This is a genomic window from Enterobacter sp. DVT3837 (genome assembly GCF_056238685.1).
In genome coordinates this window covers 24840-49870 of record NZ_JBWDLA010000001.1, presented here as the reverse complement: position 1 = coordinate 49870, position 25031 = coordinate 24840, and the positions used below count along the sequence as shown (strand labels likewise).

Genomic DNA, 25031 nt, shown 5'->3' with positions numbered 1-25031 from the left:
CCTTCCTGAGTGTCTATCCCGATGAAAATAAAGTGTAGTCGGCGTCACAAAAAGATGCGGTGTTACGGAATTTTCCGTAAAGTGCGGTAGTCTGAATAAGCAGAGAAAAATCCTTCAGGAGAGAAGCCATGAAGTGGCAACAACGTGTTCGTGTCGCAACTGGCCTCAGTTGCTGGCAGATAATGTTGCATTTACTGGTCGTGGCCGTACTGGTGATGGGCTGGATGAGCGGCACGCTGGTGCGTGTTGGCCTGGGACTGTGCGTCCTCTACGGCGTCACCGTACTGTCGATGTTGTTCTTACAGCGCCACCATGAAGCACGCTGGCGTGAGGTGGGTGATGTGCTCGAAGAGCTCACCACCACCTGGTACTTTGGTGCCGCGATGATTGTGCTTTGGTTGTTGTCCCGTGTGCTGCAAAACAACCTGCTGCTGGCCCTGGCCGGTCTGGCAATCCTCGCAGGGCCTGCGGTGGTCTCGTTACTGACCAAAGAGAAAAAGCTACGCAATGTTGCGTCTAAACATCGCGTACGCCACTGAGCCCGTCGTGGCCGCTATGACCAGTAGCGGCCACAAACTTCCCCACACAATATCCAGACTCGCATCCTTCAGATAAATTTGCTTGGTGATATCCGTAAAGTGTCGAATCGGGTTTATCCACGTTAAATCCTGCAACCACACCGGCATGTTCTCGACAGGGGAAACATACCCCGAAAGCAAAATCGCTGGCATCATAAAGACGAACACCCCGATGAACGCCTGCTGTTGCGTGGAGCAGAGCGCTGAAATCAGCAGTCCAAATCCCACCAGTGACAGACCATAAATCACCATCGTGAAGTAAAACAGCGCCAGCGATCCGGCGAAGGGGATCTGGTACGCCCAAATACCCACGCCCAGTACAATGGTGGCCTGAAAGGTGGCAACAATCAGGGCCGGAACCGCTTTACCGACGAAAATTTGCCAGGTGGCGAGCGGAGAAACCAGCAGCTGATCCAGTGTCCCTTGTTCGCGCTCGCGGGCGACGGACAGAGAGGTGACGATCATCACCCCAATGGTGGTGATCATGGCGATCAGCGACGGTACCACAAACCATTTGTAATCCAGATTCGGGTTATACCAGTTACGCACCACCAGCTCGCTGTTATTGGGTTTGGGTTTGCCCTCCATCAGCTCCTGCTGGTAATTCTTGACCACCTGTTGCAGGTAGTTGGCCGCGATCTGGGCGCTGTTGGAGTTACGTCCGTCGAGGATCAACTGCATGGGGGCGGTCTGGAAAGTGTCCAGGTTACGGGAGAAATCTGCCGGGAATCTCACCAGCAGCAGCGCTTTTTGCGTGTCGATAGTGGGCTGGATTTCCTGCGGACTTTTCAGCAGCAGAATATGGGTAAAGGCTTTTGCGCGTGCAAAACGCTGCGTCAGCTCAACGGCGTGTTTACCGTTGTCTTCGTTGTAGATAGCAATGGTGGCGTTCGTCACCTCAAGCGTGGCGGCAAACGGAAACAGTAAAACCTGAATAAGTACCGGCAACACCAGAATGGCGCGGGTTTGCGGCTCGCGCAGCAGCGATTGCAGCTCTTTGCGGATCAATGTCCATAAACGGTGAAACATGTTCGCTCCTTAATCCAGCCGCCGTTTGGTTTTTATCCACGTCAGGCCAATAAACATCGTTGCCGACGCCATCAGGAACAGCGTGTTGATAATCAGCACCACCGGAATATTTCCCGCGAGGAACAGGCTTTGCAGCGTGCTCACGAAGTAGCGCGCCGGAATAATGTAGGTCACGGCGCGGATCACGGCGGGCATGCTGTCGATCTGGAAAATAAACCCGGACAGCATAATCGACGGTAAAAAAGCGGCGTTGAGCGCCACCTGGGCGGCGTTAAACTGGTTGCGGGTGACGGTGGAGATAAGCAGCCCCATGCCGAGCGTGCTGAGCAGAAACAGGCTGGTGATAAAGAACAGCACGACCAGCGAGCCGCGGTACGGCACACCGAGAATAAATACCGACACAAGCATACAGAGCAGCATCGCCAGCATGCCGAGGAAGTAGTAGGGGATAAGTTTGCACAGCAGCAGCTCGACACGCGTCACTTCGGTAGAAAGCAGCGCCTCCATGGTGCCGCGCTCCCACTCGCGGGCGATCACCAGCGAGGTCAGGATCGCGCCAATTACCGTCATGATAATCGTCACCGCGCCAGGAATAATAAAGTGCTGACTGATGGCGGCGGGGTTAAACCAGTAGCGGGTCTGCACGTCGATCAGAGGGTCGAACGTTTCCCCCCGGTCTTCAGCGCGCTGCATCTGCCACAGCTGCCAGATACCCTCCACGTAACCCTGCACAAAGTTCGCGGTGTTTGGCTCGCTGCCGTCGGTGATCACCTGGATCGGTGCATCGGTATTTGCCCGCGCCATATTGGCGGCAAAATCCACCGGAATGACGATCAGACCGCGAATCTTCCCGGCCTGCATCTTCTGGATCAGTTCCTGACGATTGTCGCTGATGGTGGCGTCAATATAGGGCGAACCGGTCATGGCGTGGGTAAAGTCCAGCGCATCCTCACTCTGCTGCTCCAGCAAAATCCCGACCCGCAGCTTGCTGGAATCCAGGTTAATACCGTAGCCAAAGATAAACAGCAATAGCAGGGGGATCACTACCGCAATCAGCCAGCTGCTGGGGTCACGCACGATCTGGCGTGTCTCTTTGATGCACAGCGCGCGCACCCTGCGCCAGGAAATGGCGTTATTGCGCATGGGCATTCTCCTTATCCCAGTCATGGATGAGGGTGATAAATGCCTGTTCCATCGTCGGGTCCGGGACTTCATCGTCGGCGGCCTGTGCTTTCAGATCATCTGGCGTACCGTGGGCAATCAGTTTGCCGCGATAGACCAGCCCGATACGGTCGCAGTACTCAGCCTCATCCATAAAGTGGGTTGTCACCATCACGGTAACCCCTTTTTCAACCATGCTGTTGATATGTAGCCAGAACTCGCGACGGGTGAGGGGGTCAACGCCGGACGTAGGCTCATCAAGAAACAGAATATCGGGCTCATGCATCAGCGAGCAGGCCAGCGCCAGCCGCTGTTTGAAGCCGAGCGGCAGTTCATCCGTTGCGTGAGAGGCAATGCTGGTTAGCCCGAAGGCGTCGCTCATACGGCGGATTTTCTCGTTCTGTGCCCGCCCGCGCAGGCCGTACACGCCGGAGAAAAAGCGCAGATTCTGTTCGACCGTCAGGTTGCCATAGAGGGAGAACTTCTGCGCCATATAGCCCAGATGCTGACGCGCTTTGCCGGAACTGATCTTCAGGTCCATGTCCAGTACCAGCGCTTTACCGGCGGTAGGTACCAGCAAACCGCACATCATCTTAAAGGTGGTGGATTTCCCGGCACCATTCGGCCCGAGCAGGCCAAAAATCTCACCGCGCTTCACCGCGAAATTCACGTTATCGGTGGCGGCGAAATCACCAAACTTTTTAGTGAGGGATTTAGCTTCAATCACCGTTTCGCCCGGCGTACCTTCAACCGTGTGCAGGATCGCCCCGAGGGGAGATTCTGACGTTCCCGCGCCACCCAGCAGATCGATAAACGCATCTTCGAAGCGCGGTGCGGTCTCTTCCATCTCGATCTCAGGCATACCTTGCGCACGGCGAATGTCGTCGACGGTTGCCTCTTTCTTGAGGATCACGCGTACCGAACGGCCCTGAATCATCCCGTCACTGACCTGCGGCAATTTCAGCACCCGCTGTAACAGCTTGCGGTTGGATTCCTGCGGGCTGTGCAACAGAAAACTGCGCCCGGCCATACTTTGTGTCAGTGTCGTCGGCTCGCCCTGATAAAGCAGTTCACCTTCGTTCATCAGCAGCACATCCCGGCACTGCTCCGCTTCGTCAAGGTAGGAGGTGCTCCAGAGGATCAGCATCCCGTCGCCTGCCAGTTCGTGCACCATCTGCCACAATTCACGGCGAGAGATGGGGTCAACGCCGACACCCGGTTCATCCAGAAGCAGAACTTTCGGTTCACCGACCAGCGTACAGGCCAGTCCTAGCTTCTGTTTCATGCCGCCGGAGAGCTTGCCCGCCAGCCTGTCGGTGAACGGGCCGAGGGAGGTGAATTCCAGCAGGCGCGCGAAGGTTTTCTGTCGCGTTTCGCCGGTGACGCTGCGCAGGTCCGCGTACAGGTTCAGGTTTTCCATTACCGTCAGATCTTCATACAGACCAAACTTCTGCGGCATATAGCCGAGCATGGCATGGAGCGCGCTGTCATCCTTGATCGGGTCGAGCCCGAGCACGCTGGCGGTTCCGTCATCCGGCTTAAGCAGCCCCGCCAGCATTCGCATTAGCGTGGTTTTGCCGGCACCGTCCGGACCGACCAGTCCGGTGACATAGCCCTTCTGAATGGTGCAATTCAGCGGTGCGACGGCCGGTTTGTCCATTCCCGGGAAGCGTTTGACCAGATTGCTGAGCTCAATAACCGCGTCATTCATGTCGTTCCCCGTTGTTTACTTTTACGGTGACAGGCATGCCTTGACGCAGCGCGTCGTCCGCATCAGTCACGATGATACGCAGGCGATAGACCAGGTCGGTACGCAGGTCCGGCGTTTCAACGGTTTTCGGTGTGAATTCGGCGGTTGGGGAAACGAAGCCCACCTTGCCGTGATACGGCTTGTCCGGTCGACCATCGGTATAGAGCAACAGCTCGCGTCCCGGCTGCATCTGGCCGAGATTCGGCTCGTCGATGTACGCACGCACCCACACCGGACGGGTCAGGGAGAGCGTTAAAACGGTGCTGCCCGCGCTGAGCATGCTGCCTGGCTCCACGGCGCGGGTCATCAGCGTACCGTCAGACGGTGCAACCAGAGTGGTATCGTGAAGATCCAGTTCGGCCTGGGCAAGTTGCGCCTGAGCCTGTTCAAGGCTGGCTTTCGCCTGGGCAATGTCCTGCGGGCGATTACCGGTGTGGTACTGACTCAGTTTGTCCTGGGCGGATTTCAGCGTGGCCTGGGCCTGATCGCGTGATGAACGGGCGTTTTCCAGATCGTTGGCTGAAATGGTGCGGCTTTTCCACAGCCCCTGCTGACGGGCATAGAAGTTTTGTGCGTAGTCGTAAGCCGCCTGCGCCTGTTTGACCGCTGCGGCGGCCTGCGCAATCTCTTCATCGCGATAACCCGCCAGCATCAGGTCATATTGTGCCTGGGCGACAGATACGCCTGCCTTTGCCTGCATCAGCGCGTTCTCGTAAGGGGATTTATCCAGCATACCCAGCGTCTGGCCGCGCGTAATTGTGTCGCCTTCATCAACGTTAAGCGATGCCAGACGCCCCCCCACGCGGAAGCTCATATTCACTGTGCGAATATCAACGTTACCGTACAGCGTCAGGCCTTTATCCTGATGGCTCTGATACCACAGCCAGCCACCGACTCCTGCAGCAAGCAAAACAACAACCACCAGAATGATGGCGACAGGTTTTTTCATGACTTCAGGCTCCTTTGCGTTAAACCTTGCAGGATCAGATCGAGATGACAGGTGATGACCTGAATAATCTGCGCGGCTTTATCCTCATCAAATTGTGTCCAGCCGGTGCGTAACAGGATAGTCTCCCGCCCCAGACGGAAGGCGAGGATTTCACCCAGCAGGGCATGGGTATGCAAAATTGTCTCGGTATCGTTGGCATCCCGCCCGGTATAGGCGGCGATCAGCCGGGTCAGGTGAGTATGCATCGGGGCAATCACCTGATCGTGCACGAGCTGGTACGCGGCAGTAGGGGAGAGTTGCTCGCGGGAAATAAATTTACTCAGGTTGAGCGTATCGTCGTGCGTCAGCAGGCGGATCATATTGTGGCAGGCGTTGAGAATTAGCTGGCGAATGGCGGCGCGATCGGGCGAAGGCTGGCTTAACAGCCCGCTGGCTTCTTCAACGTGCGGGCGAAATTGCGTGCCGATGAAATCGGCGATCCACTGGGCACAGGCGAGGTATAAATCCTCTTTTGAGCCAAAATAGTAGGGTATGGCTGCAATGTTCTGCCCGGCCAGGGCCGCAATATCGCGCGTCGTGGCATGCAAACCATACTCGCCAAACTGTGCCAGAGCGGCGGCGATAAGCTGGCTTTTAGCCTGTTCACCTTTGGTTGTTGTCGGGGTTGTATTCATAGCAGCATTAAAAATTAATCAATCGATTGATTAACATTATGCCCGGTTCACCATTTTGTCCAGTTGTCTCCCTGCCGGGAAATATTTCGTTGATGAATGGCTGAGGGATATTTTATGCGCCACGTCACAAAAGCTGCTACACTCCGCTGCTTCACGACATTGTGGTTTTTGTCCTTACCATTGTTATATCTCCCTGAAAACTACACCTGTGATGGTCGGGGCGGTTCGGAGTTTTTATGTCTTTTGATTCCCTTGGCCTGAACCCGGAAATTCTGCGTGCGATTGCAGAGCAGGGCTACGTCGAGCCAACCCCAATCCAGCAGCAGGCTATCCCCGCCGTCTTGCAGGGTCGCGATCTGATGGCCAGCGCCCAGACCGGTACCGGTAAAACCGCCGGTTTTACCCTGCCGCTGTTAGAGCTGCTGGTAAAGAACCAGCCGCATGCTAAAGGCCGTCGTCCGGTTCGTGCGCTGATCCTCACTCCAACCCGTGAGCTCGCAGCCCAGATTGGCGAGAACGTGCGTGACTACAGCCGCTATCTCAACATTCGCTCGCTGGTGGTTTTCGGTGGTGTAAGCATTAACCCGCAGATGATGAAGTTGCGCGGCGGTGTGGACGTGCTGGTGGCAACGCCGGGTCGTCTGCTGGATCTGGAACACCAGAACGCGGTGAAACTGGATAACGTCGAAATTCTGGTGCTGGACGAAGCCGACCGCATGCTCGACATGGGCTTTATTCACGACATTCGCCGCGTGCTGGCTAAACTGCCACCGCGTCGTCAGAATCTGCTCTTCTCCGCGACCTTCTCCGACGAGATCAAGGCGCTGGCAGAAAAGCTGCTGCATAACCCGCTGGAAGTGGAAGTGGCGCGTCGCAACACCGCCTCCGAGCAGGTGACCCAGCACGTTCACTTCGTTGACAAAAAGCGTAAGCGGGAACTGCTCTCCCAGATGATCGGCCAGGGCAACTGGCAGCAGGTGCTGGTCTTTACCCGCACCAAGCACGGCGCGAACCACCTGGCGGAACAGCTGAATAAAGATGGCATCCGCAGTGCCGCCATTCACGGTAACAAGAGCCAGGGGGCACGTACCCGCGCGCTGGCGGACTTCAAATCTAGCGACATCCGCGTGCTGGTGGCGACCGACATTGCTGCCCGTGGTCTCGACATTGAAGAGCTGCCGCACGTGGTGAACTACGAGCTGCCAAATGTGCCGGAAGATTATGTCCACCGTATCGGCCGTACCGGTCGTGCGGCGGCAACGGGTGAAGCGCTTTCTCTGGTTTGCGTGGATGAGCACAAGCTGCTGCGTGATATCGAACGCCTGCTGAAGAAAGAGATCCCGCGCATTCAAACGCCGGGCTATGAAGTTGACCCGTCGATTAAAGCTGAGCCGATTCAGAACGGTCGTCAGGGGGGGCGTGGTCAGGGCGGCGGCGGTCGCGGTCAGCAGCCGCGTCGTGCCGACGGTGGTGCACCGAAATCAGCGGGCAAACCGCCGCGTCGTAGCAACGAAGCCAAACCCGCCGGTGAAAACCCGTGGCGCAGCGGCGAAGGCAAGCCAGCAGGGGAAGGGCAGCGCCGACGCCGCCCGCGTAAACCTGCTAACCCGCAGTAATCTGGAAGCCCGGTCGTAGAGCCGGGCTTTTCTTTTTGCGACAACAAAGAGAAAGTGCCACAATAGTGGCTGTTTATACAGTATTTCAGGTTTTCCAATGGCTTTAACCGCGGCGCTCAAGGCGCAAATTGGCGCATGGTATAAGGCGCTACAGCAGCAGATACCCGACTTTATCCCCCGAGCGCCGCAGCGGCAGATGATTGCTGACGTGGCAAAAACGCTCGCCGGGGACGACGGGCGACATCTGGCGATTGAAGCCCCGACCGGCGTCGGGAAAACCTTGTCGTATCTCATTCCCGGCATCGCGATTGCGCGGGAAGAGGACAAAACGCTGGTAGTCAGCACAGCCAACGTGGCGCTGCAGGATCAGATCTTCAGCAAAGATTTACCGCTGCTGCGCAAAATCATCCCCGATCTGCGTTTTACGGCCGCTTTCGGACGCGGGCGCTACGTCTGCCCGCGTAACCTGGCGGCACTTGCCAGCAGCGAGCCTAATCAGCAAGATTTGCTGGCGTTTCTCGATGACGAACTGACGCCGAACAACAAGGCCGAGCAGGAACAGTGTGCAAAGCTAAAAGCCGATCTCGATGGCTACAAATGGGATGGTCTGCGCGATCACTCCAGCCAGGCAATTAGCGATGACTTATGGCGCAGGCTCAGCACCGATAAAGCGAGTTGTCTGAACCGCAACTGCCACTACTATCGGGAGTGCCCGTTCTTTGTCGCCCGACGTGAAATTCAGGAAGCGGAAGTGGTGGTCGCCAACCATGCGCTGGTGATGGCGGCGCTCGAGAGCGAAGCGGTGCTGCCGGAGCCCAAAAACCTGCTTCTGGTGCTTGATGAAGGTCACCATCTGCCGGACGTGGCGCGGGACGCGCTGGAAATGAGTGCCGAAATTACCGCACCGTGGTTCCGCCTGCAGCTGGATCTCTTTTGCAAGCTGGTGGCGACCTGCATGGAGCAGTTCCGCCCGAAAACCACGCCACCGCTGGCGGTGCCTGAGCGTCTTAGCGAACACTGCGAAGAGGTGTATAGCCTTATTGCCTCACTCAATAACATCCTCAATCTCTGGCTTCCGGCAACGCAGGAGGCTGAACACCGCTTTGCGATGGGCGAACTCCCGGATGAAGTGATGGAGATTTGTCAGCAGCTGGCGAAGCATCTTGAAAAGCTGCGCGGACTGGCGGAGATGTTTTTAAACGATCTCAGTGAGAAAACCGGTTCACACGATGTGGTGCGATTGCACCGCATATTGCTCCAGATGAACCGCGCACTCGGTATGTTTGAAGCGCAAAGCAAGCTGTGGCGGCTGGCGTCGATGGCGCAGGCGTCGGGTGCCCCCGTCACCAAATGGGCCACCCGCGAAGTGCGTGACGGACAAGTGCACCTCTTTTTCCACTGCGTAGGTATTCGCGTGGCCGATCAGCTGGAAAAACTTATCTGGCGAAGCGTGCCGCATGTGGTGGTCACATCGGCCACACTGCGTTCCCTGAACAGTTTTTCGCGTTTGCAGGAGATGAGCGGCCTGAAAGAGAAAGCGGGCGATCGCTTTGTGGCGCTGGACTCACCGTTTAACCACTGTGAGCAGGGCAAGTTGGTGATCCCGCGCATGAAGTATGAGCCGCTTATCGACAACGAAGAGCAGCATATTGCCGAGATGGCAGCCTACTTCCGCGAGCAGGTTGAAAGCAAAAAGTATCCCGGGATGTTAGTGCTGTTTGCCAGTGGGCGTGCGATGCAGCGCTTCCTGGAACATGTTACCGACCTGCGGTTGTTGCTGCTGGTGCAGGGCGATCAGCCGCGCTATCGGTTGGTGGAGACGCACCGTAAACGCATTGATAACGGTGAGCGCAGCGTGCTGGTAGGTTTGCAGTCGTTTGCTGAAGGTCTGGATTTGAAAGGGGACTACCTGACGCAGGTGCATATCCATAAAATCGCCTTCCCGCCGATCGACAGCCCGGTAGTGATCACCGAAGGGGAATGGCTGAAAAGCCTTAACCGCTATCCGTTTGAGGTGCAGAGCTTACCCGCGGCATCGTTTAACCTGATCCAGCAGGTGGGGCGTCTGATCCGTAGCCATGGTTGTTGGGGTGAGGTGGTGATTTACGACAAACGCTTGCTCACCAAAAATTACGGTCAGCGGCTGTTGAATGCTTTGCCCGTTTTCCCCATCGAACAACCGGAAGTGCCTGAGGTAAAAAAACGCCCGGCCAAATTGCCTGTCGGGCGCAAGAAAAGCCTCCGTGCTAAGGGGCGCGGTCCTACTGGTAAGTGAAGGTCACCTGCACGACGCTGTTGAACGTGCCGGCGGTGACGGGCATTGAGGTGGCGTAGTAACGCGCAGCTAAGGGGAAGTCTGCCGTATGATCGCTTTGATTGATCAGTACGCTAAAGCTGGCCTGAGGAGCGATAAGGATGTGATCCTGACGATCGGCAAGTTCGAGAGCCAGGCCGCCAGCCGTGCCGTTATTCGCAAATTTTGTCGGATGTGCGCCATCCGCCTGTCCGTGAAACGTGGCGGTGGCGAGGGTTGTGGTGGCCGGGCATTTCGAGAGCGTCAGATCTACGTTTTTCCATACCCCCGTGTCGCCGATGTCTTTAAAATCACCTGACGTCGCCTGACCGAGATCGACAGTTAAATTCTGGCTGGCGCTGTCAACGGAACAGGTATTGGCAAAAATATTTCCCTGCATGAGCACCTGAATTTCGTCTGCAAAGGCATGAGATGCCAGGCCAAACAGCAAAATCGGAAGATATTTTGTCATTTATACCCCAGCGTGATAGTGGCAATACTGTTGGCGCTGCCTGGTGTGACGTCGGCTGCGGTTTGCTCGTAACGAACCTGAAAAGGAATCGCCAGCGTTTCATTGGCTTGCGCAATTCCGGCAGTATTCCTGTATGTACCAAAGTCAGGGATCTCTCCGTCAAATAGCATTTGAACCCCTATACCCGTTGCGACACCGGTTTCCTGAGTCAAGTTGATGACGCCCGGGAAGTTCGTATCATAGCCATTTGCACTCGTGATCATCGCTTCAGGTTGCACGGTGTCGTTGCAGTTGATGTTAACGTCGAATGTATGAGGCGACGTCAGGGTTCCTGTCCCGGTGAAGTCGCTGACCGGAAAATCACCCAGCGTCACGGTGAGACTTTTGGGGGAAACGGAGCAGGTGACTTCTTTCAGGATCACATTACCGGCGTAAGAGATCGTGTTAGGGCTGCCGATCCCTTCATGCTGGTAGACCCCAATCCCGAATTTTGTTTGATCCTGCGCAAGCGTACCGGACGTGACGGTATTGCTCGTTTTCACCAGTTCAAGGGTGACGTCAAAGCTGAACGTTCGCTGATCGTTATCCGAGACATAGCCCAGCGGCGTGCTGGTGGAATTGCAGTACACCCCGCCTGCGCCGGTGATACGCTGACCTTTGTCGTTCATCAGCGCAACGCCAATCCCCTGGACACCGGACTCGTAGACGCCAGTGAGTCCAGAAATTTCATTCCCGGTCCCGTAGTAGCAGGAAACAATGGGCAAACCGTTGTCATCCGGGCTGGTACAGTTCCCTGAAATGTGCACCGTTTGCTCGGTTCCGGGAATGGTCGCACCGACAGCAAGCGAGGTGGAGACTGAAATTGAGGCGACGTTGATCTGCTTGGGCAAATCTGTTGAGTTACAGGTCGCCTTCGCATGTGGCATGAACAGCGCTGCTGTCGCCAGAATCAAAAAGAAAAAACACTGTTTTACTATCTGCATTGTCAAAAGCCTGTACGATGGATCAGTTACACTGCGCGGCAGCGTTAATGACGGAGTTCTTGTTTTTATCTTCCGGTAGCACGTATTGCGCGACGCAATGTTCGCTGGCTTCCTGGCCCCATGAGACCGAGAGTGTGCCGTGTTGAGCCAGGCCAGAGAGATAGGTCTGGCCGTCGCTGCCCACAATGAACTCGCTGTCCTTATCGTCGGTGGTGACGGTTGCGCCAAAGGGAAGCGGTTTACCGTTTTGCGTCAACGTCATCAATACCCGACGTCCCACACGGGTGTTGAAGCTCGCCCGAACGACTGCCCCACGTGTCGGGGTGACAATCTGCGCGGCGTGGGTCACGTCGGCATCCTCTGGTAGCGTTTCGGTGTCCAGCGAAATGGTGTTATGGCGATAGGCAGTGACAAATGGCACAACGGTATAGCCACGGAAATCGGTCTCGACTCCCGTCTGGTTGGTGATATGCGTGCCATGGGTCCCCGGCGCTTTTACCAGAGCGATGGTTTCCCCTAGCGGCTGACTTAACGTGATGCCGTTAGCATGCGCCACGACGCCACCCTGCAGACCCATGTTCACCGTGCGCTGATATTTATCCTGACTAATACCGCCGCTCACTTCGCCATAGGTTGCCTTATAGTCGGCATTCGCACTGGTGGAATTACCGCTGCCGGTTGTGCTCAACCCTTCCTGAATATTCCAGTTGAGATTCTCCTCCTTCAGCGCCGTGCCGTTCAGGCCAATATTCTGCGTGGTACCCTCTTTGGTGTTATTCAGATTGTACGTAGCCCATGTGTTGTGCATCCAGTGGTCAAGCGGAACGGAGACACTCAGAGAGAACTGGTTGTCGTTTGTGACTGACTCCCCGTTCTCGTCGCTGTCGTCAGTATTTTTGTTCATGCTGTAGCTCAGGCTGTAGCTCACTCCATGCCAGCTGTTGTTGTAGCTGACGCTCATGGAGGTCATGTCCTGACTCTGGCTCCAGTAGGTCTCTTTCACCATGCTCAGGGTGACGGACCCCCACCCTTTGGGCAGCGTCTGGTCGATGGTGGCTTCAGTCCGCGCGCGACGCTGTTGTGGGGCAGACCAGTCGTCCGAGCGGGTCCAGGACTCTATGGTGTCTTCCAGGGTGTAAAACCCTTTGCTGTTGTAGCGATAGCCCGCGAGAGAGAAGTTGGTACCGGAGCCTGCAAAATCTTTGCTGTAACGCACACGCCAGGACTGGCCTTTGCTGGCCTGTTGCTTTTTAAGCAGGGCTTTTGCACGGGTCACGTCGATGGAAAAGGCGCCTAAATCACCCATGTTTTTCCCCACGCCCAGCGCCTGGGACTGATAATGGTTACTCTGCTGAACCCCACCATAGGCAGTGAAACCATACGGTAAACCATAAATTGCGCTGCCCTGGGCAAACGGCGTTTTCTCTACATCGCTGTCATATGATCGATAACGGCCAGCAGTGACGCTATAGCGCAGGTTATGTTCACGCTGGAGTACCGGTACTGAAGCGTAGGGCACCACGAAATGGCTTTCGCTGCCGTCGGTTTCTTTTACCGTCACCTGAAGATCGCCGCTGCTGCCCGTCGGGTAGAGGTCGTTGATCTCAAACGCACCGGGCGCAACGGTATTTTGATAAATGACGTAACCGTTCTGTCGCACCATCACCAGAGCGTTACTGTGTGCTGTACCGCGAATAATCGGGGCATACCCTTTCTCGCTGTCCGGGAGCATGTCGCTGTCGGAGTTAAGCTGTACGCCGGTATAAGGCACGCTATCAAACACGTCGGCAGGGGAAGAACTTTGTCCGACCGTCAGGCTGCTTTTCATCGCCACAATATCGCGCTGGGCGTAGGTATAAATGGATGAAAACGTCTGCTGTTGTTCTTTACCCGTGGTGCTGCGGTTCCATGTCGAGTAGTTTCTCAACCGCCATGCGCCAATGTTAAGGCCAGGCCGGAGATTGACGTACTGGCTGCTGGTATCCTGTTCACCCTGTTGTAGCGCGTGGCTTTGGCTCGCGGTCGCACTGTAATTGAGCAGACCAGCCGTGATCCCTTCATCGAACTCTTTTGGGTCGATATAGCCCCGTGGAACCTGGCCTAGTGCCAGTTGCGGAACACTGAGCAGCAGCTGTTGATTGCGAACGTGGAACGACGCTGAGGCTGCCGGGATGGTGTTTAAATCAGCGCACTGGCCTTTTGCCATCAGCTCTGGATATTTTTGGGTTTTGATACCCAGGCTTTTTAAGTCGCTCAGACTAAAGCAGGGCTGAAGAGAGTTATTACCTTGCGGATCTTTTTGTAATTTGAACGTGACGTCACGTGTATCAATTTTATTGTTATTAATAAAAATGGCGACCTGATATTTTCCCGGTGCCTGCCCTGGTCCTTTTTCGTAAACGGACAGATCGGTCTTTCCCTGTTGAGGATTATCAATATCCAGTAATGCCGGGTTAAAATAATCATCAGCCATAACCTGCTGTGCAAAGATCGCCAGCGCCAGGCCACATAAAATGACCAGCAGTGATGAAATTTGGCAGGTGAACGGCTTTTTATGGCTGTACATGATTATAGTAATTGTCTGCGCGTAATATTAGTGGACTGATTTCGACCATGTCTGGCTGATACTGCCGTAATCCGTAATAATGGAATACGCGACAGTGGAACCGCTGACGTTGCCAGGTAAGGCAAAATGTGGGCTTTGTTGAATAAATAAGATTTCGTGCGAACGACCCTGTAGCTGGCTGGATTTTCAGGCAATACGCACGCTTTCTGGCATCCCAGCCTTTGTCATCCTGTTCAACGCACGCACCATGGCCATAGCTTCCGCTACCTGACCATCGTAGTCACGCAGCGTCAGTGAATCTCCCAACAACTGCTTCATTCTGTACATTGCCGTTTCCGCTATCGAGCGACGGTTATATTCCGTTGTCCATTTCCACCGTGCATTGCTTCCGCTCAGCCGCTGATTAGCAACGGCACGGTTGCGGTCTGCGTACTCACCGGGCCAGTAACCTGCTCCTTTTCGGGGAGGAATAAGCGCGCTGATTTTTTTGCGGCGCAGTTCATCGTGACAGAGCCGGGTATCGTAAGCCCCGTCTGCCGCGGCTGCCCTGATTTTTCTGTGAGTCTGCCGGATAAGGCCCGGGAAGGCTTCTGAGTCCGTGACGTTATTCAGCGACAGGTCTGCACAGACAACTTCATGTGTGTTGCTGTCAACAGCAAGATGCAACTTTCGCCAGATACGACGGCGCTCTTTGCCGTGCTTTCTGACTTTCCATTCGCCTTCACCAAAGACCTTCAGCCCGGTGGAATCAATCACCAGGTGTGCGATTTCACCCCGGGTGGACGTTTTGAAACTGACATTAACCGACTTTGCCCGCTTACTGACACTGGTGTAATCCGGGCAGCGCAACGGAACGTTCATCAGGGCAAAAATGGAATCAATAAAACCCTGCGCAGCCCGCAGGGTCAGCCGGAATACGCGTTTAATCACCAGAACGGTGGTGATGGCGAGATCAGAATAGCGCTGGGGCCTTCCTCGTGATGAAGGCGTTGCCGACTCATACCAGGCCTGAATCGCCTCATCATCCAGCCAGAAAGTGAGGGAGCCACGGTTGATGAGAGCTTTGTTGTAGGTGGACCAGTTGGTGATTCTGAACTTTTGCTTTGCCACGGAATGGTCTGTGTTGTCGGGAGGATGCGTGATCTGATCCTTCAACTCAGCAAAAGTTCGATTTATTCAACAAAGCCACGTTCATCGGTAATGGTGATGCCTGCCAGCGCCAGATCAACGTTCTTGGTTTGCAGTGCCGGGATGATGCCGCTGAAGTCCATTGGCTTCAGGGTGTAATCCAGTTTGAGTTCTTTTGCGACAGCGGCCCACAGATCCACATCAAAACCAACGTATTTATCACCCTGTTTGAATTCAAACGGAACGAACGCCGTGTCGGTCGCCACAACCAGTTTGTCGGCAGCCTGAGAGGACACCGCAAAAGCCAGGGTAAGTGCAGCCAGTGAAACTTTTAATACAGACTTCATAGCATTTCCTTTTATATCCACGGGGCGATCCCCTGCGAGAACAGGTGGCACAATGAAAAAATCGTGCCAACTTTACAAGCTATTGTTTTGCAAAGGGGATGATGTCATGCATTGCACAATAAATGGGGCAATGATGGCTTATTGCACCAAAGTGAAGCACCGTTTTGGTGCGTCTCGTTTGGCTCAACTGACGGGGAGATATTTAGCGTAAATTCTGACGAAAAAACAATCTTCCGTTAACGGTTGTGTGAGGTGATTATTACAATTTCTTCACTTTTGCACGAACTCAGGCAAAAAACGTGCACCATAGATGTGCAAAACCCTCACCGAAGGGCGAGGGTTGGATAGAAAATTCGTATGAATTACTCGATGTTAGATTCGATGAACCACAGGAACTGATCCAAATCACGCGACGCGGCGGTGAAAATGTCCGCGGTATCTTCGTCTTTCGCTTCGCCAATCGCTTTACGTACATCGTTTGCGACTATCGCGTAGCGGTCTGCCAGCTCTTTCAGGTGATCCTGAACGGTATGGATATCCAGCGGATAACTTTTCAGCGGGGTTTTACTGTTGATCACCTGCGTGGTGCCCAGCGCCACGCCGCCTAGCTGAACCGCACGTTCCGCCATCGTGTCAAGGTGGGTAACCAGTGCTGTGCGGAAGCCATCCAGCATTTCATGAACGGCAATAAAGTTTGCACCGCGCATATTCCAGTGGGCCTGTTTGGTGATCAGCGAAAGATCGATGAACTGGATCACCTGGCGATTCAACAACTCAATGGTCGCTTTTTTGTCGCTATCCGATACATCGTTACGGGTATAAAGCAGATTAGACGCTTTCGTTTTCACCAGTTTAGCGGTACTCATAATCTCATATCCTCTTGATGTTTATGTCCCAGGTAATTACGGAACTAAGTATAGCACCGGTTTTTTTGTCTGCGGTTTGGCTATACCTATCAGTTTAATAGCAAGAAGAAGGTTGAGTATTTAATATATTGAAATTAAATAGAAATCTTCTATTCAATACAGATTGATCTTAATTTTTACTGGGGTGTAAGAGTGTGGAAAGATATTTCGATAATATGACAAACTGTGAATGAAATTATAAATCCTGGCGAGTTGAGCTTTATTCTGCATGGCGCGGAAGCCATGCAGAATATATGGCCTTAGTTGATATCGACCTTTTCAACTTTAGGTTCAGAACGCATGGTCAGCGTCGAACCCATTGAGGCCGCTATAATCGAGCAGAGCGCCAGCGTCTGGGTCAATGTCAGGGTTTCGCCAAGAAACACCATCCCGGAGATTGCGGCAAGCGCAGGCTCCATACTCATCAGGGTGCCGAAAATACGCGTCGGCAGGCGCGTAAGGGCGATCATTTCCAGAGAATAGGGGAGAGCGGTCGAGAGAATAGCGACCGCCAGACCAATCGGCATGACTGACCATTGCCAGATAGATTCCGTTGCCTGGGCCATACCGATGGGCACAAACACGATGGCTGCAATCAATGAACCCAATGCGACGGTCGCCGGGCCATGCTCTTCCCCAGCGCGCTGACCGGTGAGTATATAGATAGCCCAGCAGGCACCGGCGCCTAAGGCCAGCGCCGCACCTGTCAGATCAATCTCAGAAACATTCTGACCCAACGGCAGCAAGAACCATAGCCCCAGAACGGCTAATACGACCCAGATAAAATCAACAGGGCGGCGCGAGGAGAAGAGCGCCACGGCCAGCGGGCCGGTAAATTCCAGCGCAACGGCAATCCCCAGCGGGATCGTCTGGATGGAGAGATAGAACAGGTAGTTCATCGCTCCCAGGGAAAGCCCATAAAACAGCAAGGGTAAACGCTGCTCTTTTTTGAAGCGTAAACGCCAGGGTTTGAAAATAACCACCAGTATCGCCGTTCCCAACACGATGCGCAGGGCAGTGACCCCAGGGGCACCAACCAGCGGAAAAAGAGATTTTGCCAGCGAGGCACCACTTTGAATGGACAACATTGCAATGAGTATGACTGCTACCGGCAACCAGACCGACGATGTGCGGGATAACCCAGGCATCCTTTCTCCTGTCAGCTTATGTCAAATGAAGTAAAGGTTGCAGTGTAAAGGAATTATGCTGCAACGGTTGAGACGCCGTTGAAAAAAAACCATGTGAAATCCGTAAAATGGTTAAGCGTTGTTGGATTTATCGCCTGTCAGATTAGGAATAATCTGGATGAATGTAACAGCACAGGCGCGCACTATGGGCGTTTTGTAGTGAAAATTACATGTGATTTGAAAGAGATAGCTGAAGCTGGAAACGTTCTGTTACAGGAAAGGAACCTTTAGACATCACGAATCACAAAGAGTTTCGCAAATTTTTTTGATATATTTAAAACTTACGGACTTACTTGAAGCACATTTGAGGTGGTTATGAAAAAAATTGCATGTCTTTCAGCACTGGCCGCTGTACTGGCTGTTTCCGCAGGTACCGCTGTAGCTGCGACTTCTACCGTTACCGGTGGTTACGCTCAGAGCGACTATCAGGGCGTGATGAACAAAGCTAACGGTTTCAACCTGAAGTACCGCTACGAGCAGGACAACAACCCACTGGGCGTGATCGGTTCTTTCACCTACACCGAGAAAGATCGTTCTGACAACGGCGCGTACAATAAAAGCCAGTACTACGGCATCACTGCTGGTCCAGCTTACCGTCTGAACGACTGGGCAAGCATCTACGGTGTTGTAGGTGTTGGCTACGGTAAATTCCAGCAGACCGAAAACCAGGGTGCGAACCGCACTGCAAGCAACAGCGACTACGGCTTCTCCTATGGCGCAGGCCTGCAGTTCAACCCAATCCAGGACGTTGCTCTGGACTTCTCTTATGAGCAGAGCCGTATCCGCAACGTTGACGTTGGCACCTGGATCGCGGGCGTAGGTTACCGCTTCTAATCACTCCGGTGAGCTAATAAAAAATCCGCCCAATGTGGCGGATTTTTTTTATCTTCGTTCCCACTTCTTGTTGAAGATAGTCAGGATGAGGGCATTACCGCTCAGCTTACTTACTCTTAATATCGAAGATATCCGTACCCAGATGGTTGTAGTCAACTTTCTGTAACTTGAAGTTGGTAACGTAAACTGGGGGGGCCTTCTTACCTGAGACAAAGGGGTACCCCGTTTTTATCTGCTCAGCAGAGATCCCCGTCCACTGCGAGAAGAACTGCAGAAAATCATTAGCCGAACGTCGGGCTTTAATGACGCGATGCGTTTTATCGTCACTCGACAGCACCATAAAGGGTACCTGGAAGTTCTGCTGGAACTTGTCATCGTGCGCCAGATACTGCACCTCTTTTCCACGTTCTTTAAAGGCCAGCCCGTGATCTGAGAAATAGACCAGCGAGAAGCTGTCACCCGTATTGCGTAACTGCTCATACAGCTTGCTGAGCAAGTCGTCGGTTTGCGTCATGGTATAGAGATAACAAGAAGTCTCTTTGGACTGCACGAACTCGGCGTACTTCCCTCCAGTGCGATCGCAGGCCTGAGGATGCGATCCCATCAGGTGCAGGACAATCAACTGAGGCTGAGTACGCGGGGTGGCAAAGACCTGCGACGTCATTTTCAGCAGCGCTTCGTCTTTCGTATTTTTGTCGGCTTCAAAGTCGCCGCTTTTCAGGAACTGCACTTCATCAGCACGCTTAGCGATACTGGCAATGGCCGTATCGTATTCACCAATTTGCCCCTGATTGGAGAACCACCATGTCTGAAAACCCGCGCGGTTTGCCAGGGTGACAAAGTTATCCTGATATTGTGGCTTGCCATCAACCACACGGTTGAGCGTCAGGCCGAGCGATTTCTGCGTTGAACCGCTGGCCGCGACATAATCGGTAAACAGTGTGCCATTAACCGAACTGGCAAACGGCGTGTTATCCCAGTGTCCTCCAAACGCCCCCATGGCATCCCGACGTGCACTTTCGCCAATCACCACCACATAGGTGTGATATTTCGGCTTAACGGCCAACACGTTCCAGGTGTCTTTCATATTGGAGAGTTCAGCCATGCGGGCCTGCTCGTCGAGAACCTCTTTATTATTTACAACGACGTCTTTCACGAAGCGGAAAACCGGATAGCCGATATTGATGAGCCTTAGCTTACCGTCCCAGGGAATATTCTGGATGGGGGCAACAAACGCCACGGCAATGCTGAACACCAGACAGAGTATTTCGATCTTACCCCAGGATTTTTTTTCGCCCGACTGACGACGGATGGCGATAACGCCCAACGCGAAAATAAAGAGCCCAACCACGTAGCTGTACCACGGGAAGATCGTCAGGATCTCTGTCGACTCTTCCATGTTGGTCGAGTGCAGCGCCAGCAGGGTGTTAAAGTTTGGTGAGCCGTAAGCCTGACCAAACGGGAAATAGAGCGCAGCGACCAGGGAACAGATCCCGATTACCGTTTTTTGCGCGCGCGGTGCGGCTCGCCACAGCAAATGCAAAATGCAGGTGAAAGCGACCGCATAGAGCAGACTAAAGGGATAGCCAAGCGCAAAGTTAATCAGCAATGACTGCAAAAAGTAAAACCCCGTCCACGGGCTTAAGGCCCGGCTGCGGGTAACAACGGTATCTATCAGGGTTAAATTCATAGGTCACTATCATGGATAAAAACGCCATGTGCTCACCCTGGCGTCAAGGGTCATAACCTGCCTGACAGTGCGTGGAGAGGGAATGAGGGTCCGCTTCAGCGAGCCGCAAATTGTGCAGGGCTGCAAGAAGATAGTGCGAGTAGTAAATAATATCAACAGTTGCTAAGCAGATGTTTTGCGAAGGGGATTGCAAATCCGTAAAAAAGATCGGGAATAAGGCGGCTAAACGCCATTGTACAGAGGGATTGTGACGGAAAAATGAAGCGGCGTACCGCAACGCCGCTTAGTGAGAAGGTTTGTCGTCCTGTTGCGGTTTGTTGTTAAACATATCGCACAGCATGTTCAACAGCATTAAGCGCACTTTGAAGGGGGAGTGAGTAAACACGGTCATACACCTCTTGAATTCGTTCATAAGACCTCCTGATTTTAGATCCCTTCGATCCGTGAAGGGTGACTGCATTACATACAGATATAGCACAGGCTATATTGTATAGCTATGGCTATTTCGTTAATTTTTTGTGCTTACAGAGTGATGGTTTACAATGTGCGCTCTCGATACCGGGCGCTGGAAGCGTCACCCCACTGAGGAAGTACAATGAACCGTCGCGCAGGTAAGCCAACGATGAGAAAAACGACGCAACTGGTGAATGTTGAAGAGCACGTTGAAGGGTTCCGCCAGGTACGTGAAGCGCACCGGCGTGAACTGATTGATGATTATGTGGAGCTGATTTCCGATCTGATCCGTGAGGTCGGGGAAGCACGTCAGGTTGATATGGCTGCCAGACTGGGGGTTTCGCAACCTACCGTTGCTAAAATGTTAAAGCGACTGGCTTCTGTGGGGCTCATTGAAATGATTCCCTGGCGCGGTGTTTTTCTGACGCCGGAGGGGGAGAAGCTTGCGCAGGAGAGCCGCGAGCGTCACCAGCTCGTTGAGAACTTTTTACTGGTGCTGGGCGTTAGCCCGGAGATCGCCCGCCGGGATGCGGAAGGAATGGAACACCACGTTAGCGAAGAGACGCTGGTTAAGTTCCGTGAATTTACTCTTAAATATGGTTCCTCCGCTGAATGAACATTCCTGGATTACAGGCCCTGGCACGCGACCGTTTCTTTCATCTCTTATTAATTGTTGGCGCAGGGTTAAGTCTCTTTGTCCCTTTTGCGCCACATGCCTGGCCTGCGGCGATTGACTGGCGAACCATCATTACCCTGAGCGGTTTAATGATGCTCACCAAAGGTGTTGAGCTGAGCGGCTATTTTGACGTACTGGGACGCAAAATGGTGCGCCGCTTTGCTACCGAGCGTAAGTTGTCACTGTTTATGGTCTTCTCCGCCGCGGTGCTGTCGACCTTTTTGACCAACGACGTAGCACTGTTTATCATCGTGCCCCTCACGCTCACGCTGCGAAAGCTTTGTGAGATCCCGGTAAGCAGGTTGATCATCTTTGAAGCGCTGGCCGTGAATGCCGGTTCTCTTTTGACCCCCATTGGTAACCCACAAAATATCCTCCTCTGGGGACGTTCCGGTCTGTCGTTCGCCGCCTTTACCTGGCAGATGGCCCCACTGGCGCTGGCGATGATGCTGTCGCTACTGGCGGTTTGCTGGTTTGCTTTTCCTGATAAAAAACTGCAATACCACAGCGGAACCACGGGCCCGCAGTGGCAGCCTCGACTGGTCTGGAGCTGCCTGGGACTGTATATCGTCTTTCTGTTCGCGCTGGAGCTGAAATATGAGCTGGTTGGCGTCCTGCTCGTGGCCGCGGGGTTTGTCGTCCTGGCGCGGCGCGTTCTGGTGAGCGTGGACTGGACGTTGCTGCTGGTCTTCATGGCGATGTTTATTGATGTGCATCTCCTTATCCAGCTTCCGGTACTGCAAAACGTGCTTCACAGTGTCAGCACGCTTTCCCAGCCTGGATTGTGGCTGACGGCGATTGGCCTGTCTCAGTTTATCAGTAATGTGCCTGCTACCATCCTGCTGCTCAACTATGTGCCACCTGACACGCTTCTGGCCTGGGCAGTAAACATCGGCGGATTTGGGCTCCTGCCCGGTTCACTGGCCAATCTGATTGCCCTGCGTATGGCTAACGATCGCCGTATCTGGTGGCGCTTCCATGTCTGGTCGATCCCAATGTTGATTTGGGCGGCACTGGCAGGCTTTTTACTGCTTTAGAGAAATGGGCAAGAAATAGACAGAAACGACACATTCGCAATGAGAACCAGAGAGGTATAACTCTCTGGTCGCCATTGGATGAACATTGCGAGGTGTGTCGTATGCGTTATCAAAAACTGGGCAATACCGGTCTGTTTGTTTCCGAACTGTGCCTCGGCACCATGACCTTCGGCGGAGAAGGGGGGATGTGGGGCAAAATTGGTCAACTGCAGTAACGCGACGCCGAGCAGCTTGTAGGCCGCGCGCTGGATGCCGGGATCAACTTTATCGACACCGCGGACGTTTACTCTGAAGGGCGGTCAGAGGAGATCACCGGTCAGGCGCTGAAAAACCTGAAAGTACCGCGCGAGAACGTGGTGGTTGCCACCAAAGTGTTCGGTGAAACGGGCACGGCAGGGGTGAACTCACGCGGCAGTTCCCGCTATCACATCATCAGCAGCGTAAAAGAGAGCCTGCGCCGCCTCCAGCTCGATCATATCGATCTCTATCAGCTACACGGTTTCGACCCTGCAACACCCATCGAAGAGACGCTCTATGCGCTGGATAATCTGGTGCAGCAAGGTCATGTACGTTATATCGGCGTCTCGAACTGGGCGGCGTGGCAAATTACCAAAGCGCTCGGTATGTCTGAACGTCTTGGGCTGGCGCGTTTCGCGTCACTGCAGGCGTATTACACCATTGCCGGACGCGATCTTGAACGTGAGCTGGTACCGATGATGCAGAGCGAAGGGGTCGGGCTGATGGTCTGGAGCCCGCTGGCTGGCGGCCTGCTGAGCGGAAAATATGGCCGCGACGGGCAGAGCGAAACAGGTGGCCGTCGTCTGGAGTTCGACTTCCCGCCGGTGAATAAAGAGCGCGCCTTCGACTGCGTGGACGTGATGCGCACTATCGCCGAAAGCAAGGGCGTCTCCGTCGCGCAAATCGCGCTGGCGTGGCTGCTGCATCAAAAAGCCGTGACCAGCGTGATAATTGGTGCCAAACGTGTTGAGCAACTGGACGATAATATTGCCGCGACCGGGATCAGCCTGAGCGAACCAGAGCTAAAACAGCTCGATGCCGTAAGCGCGTTGCCACGCGAATATCCTGGCTGGATGCTGGAGCGGCAGGGAGAATATCGCCGCAATCAGTTAATGCAACAGTAACCTTTCTTATCCCGGTGACAGTTTGCTCACCGGTTTTTTTTTCCTGCATTGCTCACAAAAAACGATCCTCCTCTTTGATTGATTTTTCATCTTCGCCTATATGACTAGTCATGAAATTTTAAATGACTAGTCATAAGAGAGGGGACGATGAATCAATTACTGCCAGCCAACTTTTTATGGGGTAACTCGGTATCGAGCATGCAGACGGAAGGCGCATGGAACGAGGGCGGGAAGGGGATGTCGGTATATGACATTCGTGAGGCCGGAGAAAACGTCTCTGACTGGAAAGTCGCAACGGACTCTTACCACCGTTATCGGGAAGATTTCGATCTGATGCAGGATCTGGGCATGAATTGCTATCGCTTTCAGATCGCCTGGAGCCGCGTCTGCCCGCAGGGTGATGGTGACTTTAATGACGAAGGTATCGCCTTTTATGACCGCTTTATTGACGATCTGATTGCTCGTGGTATTGAGCCGATGATTTGTCTCTACCACTTCGATATGCCGCTGGCGCTGGCGCAGGAGTACAACGGTTTTAACGATCGCCATGTGATGGATGCCTTTATTCGCTATGGCAAAAAGATGATCGACTGCTTCGGCGATCGCGTGAAGTACTGGCTGACCTTCAACGAGCAGAACATCTTCCATATGCCGGAAGCCTTCCGGATATCCGGCTACATGAAAGGGGAGAAAACCCTGCGCGAGCTTTACGAGCTACAGCACCATACAATGGTGGCGCACATGGCGTTGACTGAGTATCTGCACCAGACCAAACCGGGGAAATTGATGGGCGGCATGCTGGCGCATCAGCTGATCTATCCGGCCACCTGCAAACCGCGCGATATATTCTGTGCACAACAATACGATGAATTCCTCAACCAAAACCTGCTGCGAGTGTTTGCCGGTCAGGGCTACAGCCCGGCGGTGTTGGCAGTGGTGGAGCAGGAAGGCTTTAGTGACATCTACCGTGCCGACGATCTCCAGCTTCTGGCGCGCACTAAAAACGACTTCATGGCGTTCAGCTATTACGCCAGCAAAACCCTGGACAGTGATGCAATCCCCGAAGGCACACCGGTGAACTATTACCTGCTGCACGGCGAGAAAAACAACCCGTACCTGAAGGCCACCGAGTGGAACTGGCAGATCGATCCGCTGGGCTTCCGCACCATCATCACCCGCTACGCCAACGACTGGCGCCTGCCGGTGTTCCCGATCGAGAACGGCATTGGGGTGATTGAGTCCTGGGACGGCGTGAACCCGATTGATGACGCCTACCGTATCGACTACCACCGGGCGCATATCGAGGCCATGAAGGAGGCGATGTTCGAGGACGGGGCGGAGGTGATCGGCTATCTCGGCTGGGGCCTCATCGACATTCTCAGCTCTCAGGGGGACATGCGTAAACGCTACGGTGTGGTTTACGTCAACCGTGAAAACCATGACCTGAAAGACCTGAAACGTGTGCCCAAGAAAAGTTACGCGTGGTTAAAACAGGTTATTCATACCAACGGACGCGAGATGTAAGTTGTACGCTGCCGGGCCGTTTTTGTGACTGATTGAT

The 25031-nt window shown here is 53.9% G+C and carries 20 protein-coding genes and 3 pseudogenes; 8 read left to right on the top strand and 15 right to left on the bottom strand.

Translation table 11 applies throughout. The features are described 5' to 3' along the window. Nucleotides 1-128: 128 nt before the first annotated feature. Nucleotides 129-539 carry a YbhQ family protein gene (locus AC0XWG_RS00210; RefSeq protein ID WP_014883088.1) on the top strand — a complete coding sequence of 137 codons (411 nt, stop codon included), beginning with the start codon at nucleotides 129-131 and terminating at the stop codon, nucleotides 537-539. Here AC0XWG_RS00210 and AC0XWG_RS00205 read toward each other — a convergent pair. The 5 genes from AC0XWG_RS00205 to cecR are packed head-to-tail and all read right to left on the bottom strand — an operon-like array spanning nucleotide 501 to nucleotide 6141. Continuing rightward, the gene (locus AC0XWG_RS00205) at nucleotides 501-1607 is read right to left on the bottom strand and encodes an ABC transporter permease (protein WP_028019382.1); all 1107 of its coding nucleotides are present in this window, start codon (nucleotides 1605-1607) and stop codon (nucleotides 501-503) included. The two genes, AC0XWG_RS00210 and AC0XWG_RS00205, sit on opposite strands and share 39 nt — an antisense overlap. 9 nt (nucleotides 1608-1616) lie before the next feature. After that, on the bottom strand, nucleotides 1617-2750 hold the full coding sequence (locus AC0XWG_RS00200; RefSeq protein WP_028019381.1) for an ABC transporter permease: 1134 nt from the start codon (nucleotides 2748-2750) through the stop codon (nucleotides 1617-1619). Continuing rightward, entirely contained in the window at nucleotides 2740-4479 is a 1740-nt protein-coding gene (locus AC0XWG_RS00195; RefSeq protein ID WP_049008680.1) for an ATP-binding cassette domain-containing protein, read from the bottom strand. Before AC0XWG_RS00195 ends, AC0XWG_RS00200 begins: the two co-directional genes overlap by 11 nt. After that, the gene (hlyD, locus tag AC0XWG_RS00190; RefSeq protein ID WP_108090551.1) at nucleotides 4472-5467 is read right to left on the bottom strand and encodes a secretion protein HlyD; all 996 of its coding nucleotides are present in this window, start codon (nucleotides 5465-5467) and stop codon (nucleotides 4472-4474) included. The genes AC0XWG_RS00195 and hlyD overlap by 8 nt, the downstream gene beginning before the upstream one ends. Then, on the bottom strand, nucleotides 5464-6141 hold the full coding sequence (gene cecR / locus AC0XWG_RS00185) for a transcriptional regulator CecR (protein WP_049008677.1): 678 nt from the start codon (nucleotides 6139-6141) through the stop codon (nucleotides 5464-5466). Before cecR ends, hlyD begins: the two co-directional genes overlap by 4 nt. A gap of 236 nt (nucleotides 6142-6377) precedes the next feature. On the opposite strand from cecR, the gene rhlE reads away from it, so the two are divergent. Then, nucleotides 6378-7757 (top strand): ATP-dependent RNA helicase RhlE, encoded by a 1380-nt coding sequence (gene rhlE, locus AC0XWG_RS00180; protein WP_475680254.1) that lies wholly within the window; start codon nucleotides 6378-6380, stop codon nucleotides 7755-7757. Between the two features lie 97 nt (nucleotides 7758-7854). Continuing rightward, nucleotides 7855-10032: an ATP-dependent DNA helicase DinG gene (gene dinG, locus AC0XWG_RS00175; RefSeq protein WP_475680253.1), complete on the top strand. Its 2178-nt coding sequence runs from the start codon at nucleotides 7855-7857 to the stop codon at nucleotides 10030-10032. Here dinG and AC0XWG_RS00170 read toward each other — a convergent pair. From AC0XWG_RS00170 to rhtA, 8 genes and pseudogenes are all read right to left on the bottom strand, one after another. Beyond that, the gene (locus tag AC0XWG_RS00170; RefSeq protein WP_028019375.1) at nucleotides 10019-10522 is read right to left on the bottom strand and encodes a fimbrial protein; all 504 of its coding nucleotides are present in this window, start codon (nucleotides 10520-10522) and stop codon (nucleotides 10019-10021) included. The genes dinG and AC0XWG_RS00170 overlap by 14 nt on opposite strands. Beyond that, nucleotides 10519-11505: a fimbrial protein gene (locus AC0XWG_RS00165; protein ID WP_028019374.1), complete on the bottom strand. Its 987-nt coding sequence runs from the start codon at nucleotides 11503-11505 to the stop codon at nucleotides 10519-10521. The genes AC0XWG_RS00170 and AC0XWG_RS00165 overlap by 4 nt, the downstream gene beginning before the upstream one ends. A 22-nt stretch (nucleotides 11506-11527) precedes the next feature. Beyond that, complete coding sequence (locus AC0XWG_RS00160; RefSeq protein WP_475680252.1) at nucleotides 11528-14071, bottom strand: fimbria/pilus outer membrane usher protein; 2544 nt, start codon at nucleotides 14069-14071, stop codon at nucleotides 11528-11530. Nucleotides 14072-14098: 27 nt separating this feature from the next. Next, nucleotides 14099-14200: pseudogene (locus AC0XWG_RS00155) on the bottom strand (long polar fimbrial chaperone LpfB); the annotation flags it as partial. A gap of 57 nt (nucleotides 14201-14257) precedes the next feature. Next, nucleotides 14258-15226, bottom strand: coding sequence for an IS5 family transposase (locus AC0XWG_RS00150; RefSeq protein ID WP_000654811.1), 969 nt, complete (start codon nucleotides 15224-15226; stop codon nucleotides 14258-14260). Between the two features lie 32 nt (nucleotides 15227-15258). Continuing rightward, nucleotides 15259-15546, bottom strand: a pseudogene (locus tag AC0XWG_RS00145) (transporter substrate-binding domain-containing protein); the annotation flags it as partial. A gap of 362 nt (nucleotides 15547-15908) precedes the next feature. After that, complete coding sequence (gene dps / locus AC0XWG_RS00140) at nucleotides 15909-16412, bottom strand: DNA starvation/stationary phase protection protein Dps (RefSeq protein ID WP_010428924.1); 504 nt, start codon at nucleotides 16410-16412, stop codon at nucleotides 15909-15911. A 299-nt stretch (nucleotides 16413-16711) separates the two neighbouring features. Beyond that, entirely contained in the window at nucleotides 16712-17599 is an 888-nt protein-coding gene (gene rhtA, locus AC0XWG_RS00135) for a threonine/homoserine exporter RhtA (RefSeq protein WP_128347857.1), read from the bottom strand. Nucleotides 17600-17953: 354 nt separating this feature from the next. On the opposite strand from rhtA, the gene ompX reads away from it, so the two are divergent. Then, nucleotides 17954-18472 (top strand): outer membrane protein OmpX, encoded by a 519-nt coding sequence (gene ompX / locus AC0XWG_RS00130; RefSeq protein WP_028019363.1) that lies wholly within the window; start codon nucleotides 17954-17956, stop codon nucleotides 18470-18472. Between the two features lie 106 nt (nucleotides 18473-18578). On the opposite strand, the gene AC0XWG_RS00125 is transcribed toward ompX, so the two are convergent. Together AC0XWG_RS00125 and mntS are read right to left on the bottom strand one after the other, a co-directional pair. After that, complete coding sequence (locus tag AC0XWG_RS00125; protein WP_028019362.1) at nucleotides 18579-20162, bottom strand: phosphoethanolamine transferase; 1584 nt, start codon at nucleotides 20160-20162, stop codon at nucleotides 18579-18581. Between the two features lie 283 nt (nucleotides 20163-20445). Further along, nucleotides 20446-20574, bottom strand: a complete 129-nt coding sequence (mntS, locus tag AC0XWG_RS00120) for a manganase accumulation protein MntS (protein WP_032667017.1) — start codon at nucleotides 20572-20574, stop codon at nucleotides 20446-20448. A 183-nt stretch (nucleotides 20575-20757) separates the two neighbouring features. Between mntS and mntR the strand changes: the two genes are divergently transcribed. The 4 genes and pseudogenes from mntR (at nucleotide 20758) to AC0XWG_RS00100 (ending at nucleotide 24994) form a co-directional block, all read left to right on the top strand. Then, complete coding sequence (gene mntR / locus AC0XWG_RS00115) at nucleotides 20758-21231, top strand: manganese-binding transcriptional regulator MntR (RefSeq protein ID WP_028019361.1); 474 nt, start codon at nucleotides 20758-20760, stop codon at nucleotides 21229-21231. Next, nucleotides 21228-22328: an anion transporter gene (locus AC0XWG_RS00110; protein WP_128347859.1), complete on the top strand. Its 1101-nt coding sequence runs from the start codon at nucleotides 21228-21230 to the stop codon at nucleotides 22326-22328. Before mntR ends, AC0XWG_RS00110 begins: the two co-directional genes overlap by 4 nt. A gap of 101 nt (nucleotides 22329-22429) precedes the next feature. After that, nucleotides 22430-23470, top strand: a pseudogene (locus AC0XWG_RS00105) (aldo/keto reductase). A 147-nt stretch (nucleotides 23471-23617) separates the two neighbouring features. Next, nucleotides 23618-24994 (top strand): glycoside hydrolase family 1 protein, encoded by a 1377-nt coding sequence (locus tag AC0XWG_RS00100; protein ID WP_128347861.1) that lies wholly within the window; start codon nucleotides 23618-23620, stop codon nucleotides 24992-24994. Nucleotides 24995-25031 lie beyond the last annotated feature (37 nt).

Bases quoted from the DNA above. Each gene is read 5' to 3' on its own strand.
- cecR (WP_049008677.1), bottom strand. From the start codon at position 6,141: ATGAATACAACCCCGACAACAACCAAAGGTGAACAGGCTAAAAGCCAG.
- AC0XWG_RS00160 (WP_475680252.1), bottom strand. From the start codon at position 14,071: ATGTACAGCCATAAAAAGCCGTTCACCTGCCAAATTTCATCACTGCTG.
- rhlE (WP_475680254.1), top strand. From the start codon at position 6,378: ATGTCTTTTGATTCCCTTGGCCTGAACCCGGAAATTCTGCGTGCGATT.
- AC0XWG_RS00200 (WP_028019381.1), bottom strand. From the start codon at position 2,750: ATGCGCAATAACGCCATTTCCTGGCGCAGGGTGCGCGCGCTGTGCATC.
- AC0XWG_RS00100 (WP_128347861.1), top strand. From the start codon at position 23,618: ATGAATCAATTACTGCCAGCCAACTTTTTATGGGGTAACTCGGTATCG.
- AC0XWG_RS00210 (WP_014883088.1), top strand. From the start codon at position 129: ATGAAGTGGCAACAACGTGTTCGTGTCGCAACTGGCCTCAGTTGCTGG.
- dps (WP_010428924.1), bottom strand. From the start codon at position 16,412: ATGAGTACCGCTAAACTGGTGAAAACGAAAGCGTCTAATCTGCTTTAT.
- mntS (WP_032667017.1), bottom strand. From the start codon at position 20,574: ATGAACGAATTCAAGAGGTGTATGACCGTGTTTACTCACTCCCCCTTC.
- rhtA (WP_128347857.1), bottom strand. From the start codon at position 17,599: ATGCCTGGGTTATCCCGCACATCGTCGGTCTGGTTGCCGGTAGCAGTC.
- AC0XWG_RS00205 (WP_028019382.1), bottom strand. From the start codon at position 1,607: ATGTTTCACCGTTTATGGACATTGATCCGCAAAGAGCTGCAATCGCTG.
- AC0XWG_RS00110 (WP_128347859.1), top strand. From the start codon at position 21,228: ATGAACATTCCTGGATTACAGGCCCTGGCACGCGACCGTTTCTTTCAT.
- ompX (WP_028019363.1), top strand. From the start codon at position 17,954: ATGAAAAAAATTGCATGTCTTTCAGCACTGGCCGCTGTACTGGCTGTT.
- dinG (WP_475680253.1), top strand. From the start codon at position 7,855: ATGGCTTTAACCGCGGCGCTCAAGGCGCAAATTGGCGCATGGTATAAG.
- mntR (WP_028019361.1), top strand. From the start codon at position 20,758: ATGAACCGTCGCGCAGGTAAGCCAACGATGAGAAAAACGACGCAACTG.
- hlyD (WP_108090551.1), bottom strand. From the start codon at position 5,467: ATGAAAAAACCTGTCGCCATCATTCTGGTGGTTGTTGTTTTGCTTGCT.
- AC0XWG_RS00195 (WP_049008680.1), bottom strand. From the start codon at position 4,479: ATGAATGACGCGGTTATTGAGCTCAGCAATCTGGTCAAACGCTTCCCG.
- AC0XWG_RS00170 (WP_028019375.1), bottom strand. From the start codon at position 10,522: ATGACAAAATATCTTCCGATTTTGCTGTTTGGCCTGGCATCTCATGCC.
- AC0XWG_RS00125 (WP_028019362.1), bottom strand. From the start codon at position 20,162: ATGAATTTAACCCTGATAGATACCGTTGTTACCCGCAGCCGGGCCTTA.
- AC0XWG_RS00165 (WP_028019374.1), bottom strand. From the start codon at position 11,505: ATGCAGATAGTAAAACAGTGTTTTTTCTTTTTGATTCTGGCGACAGCA.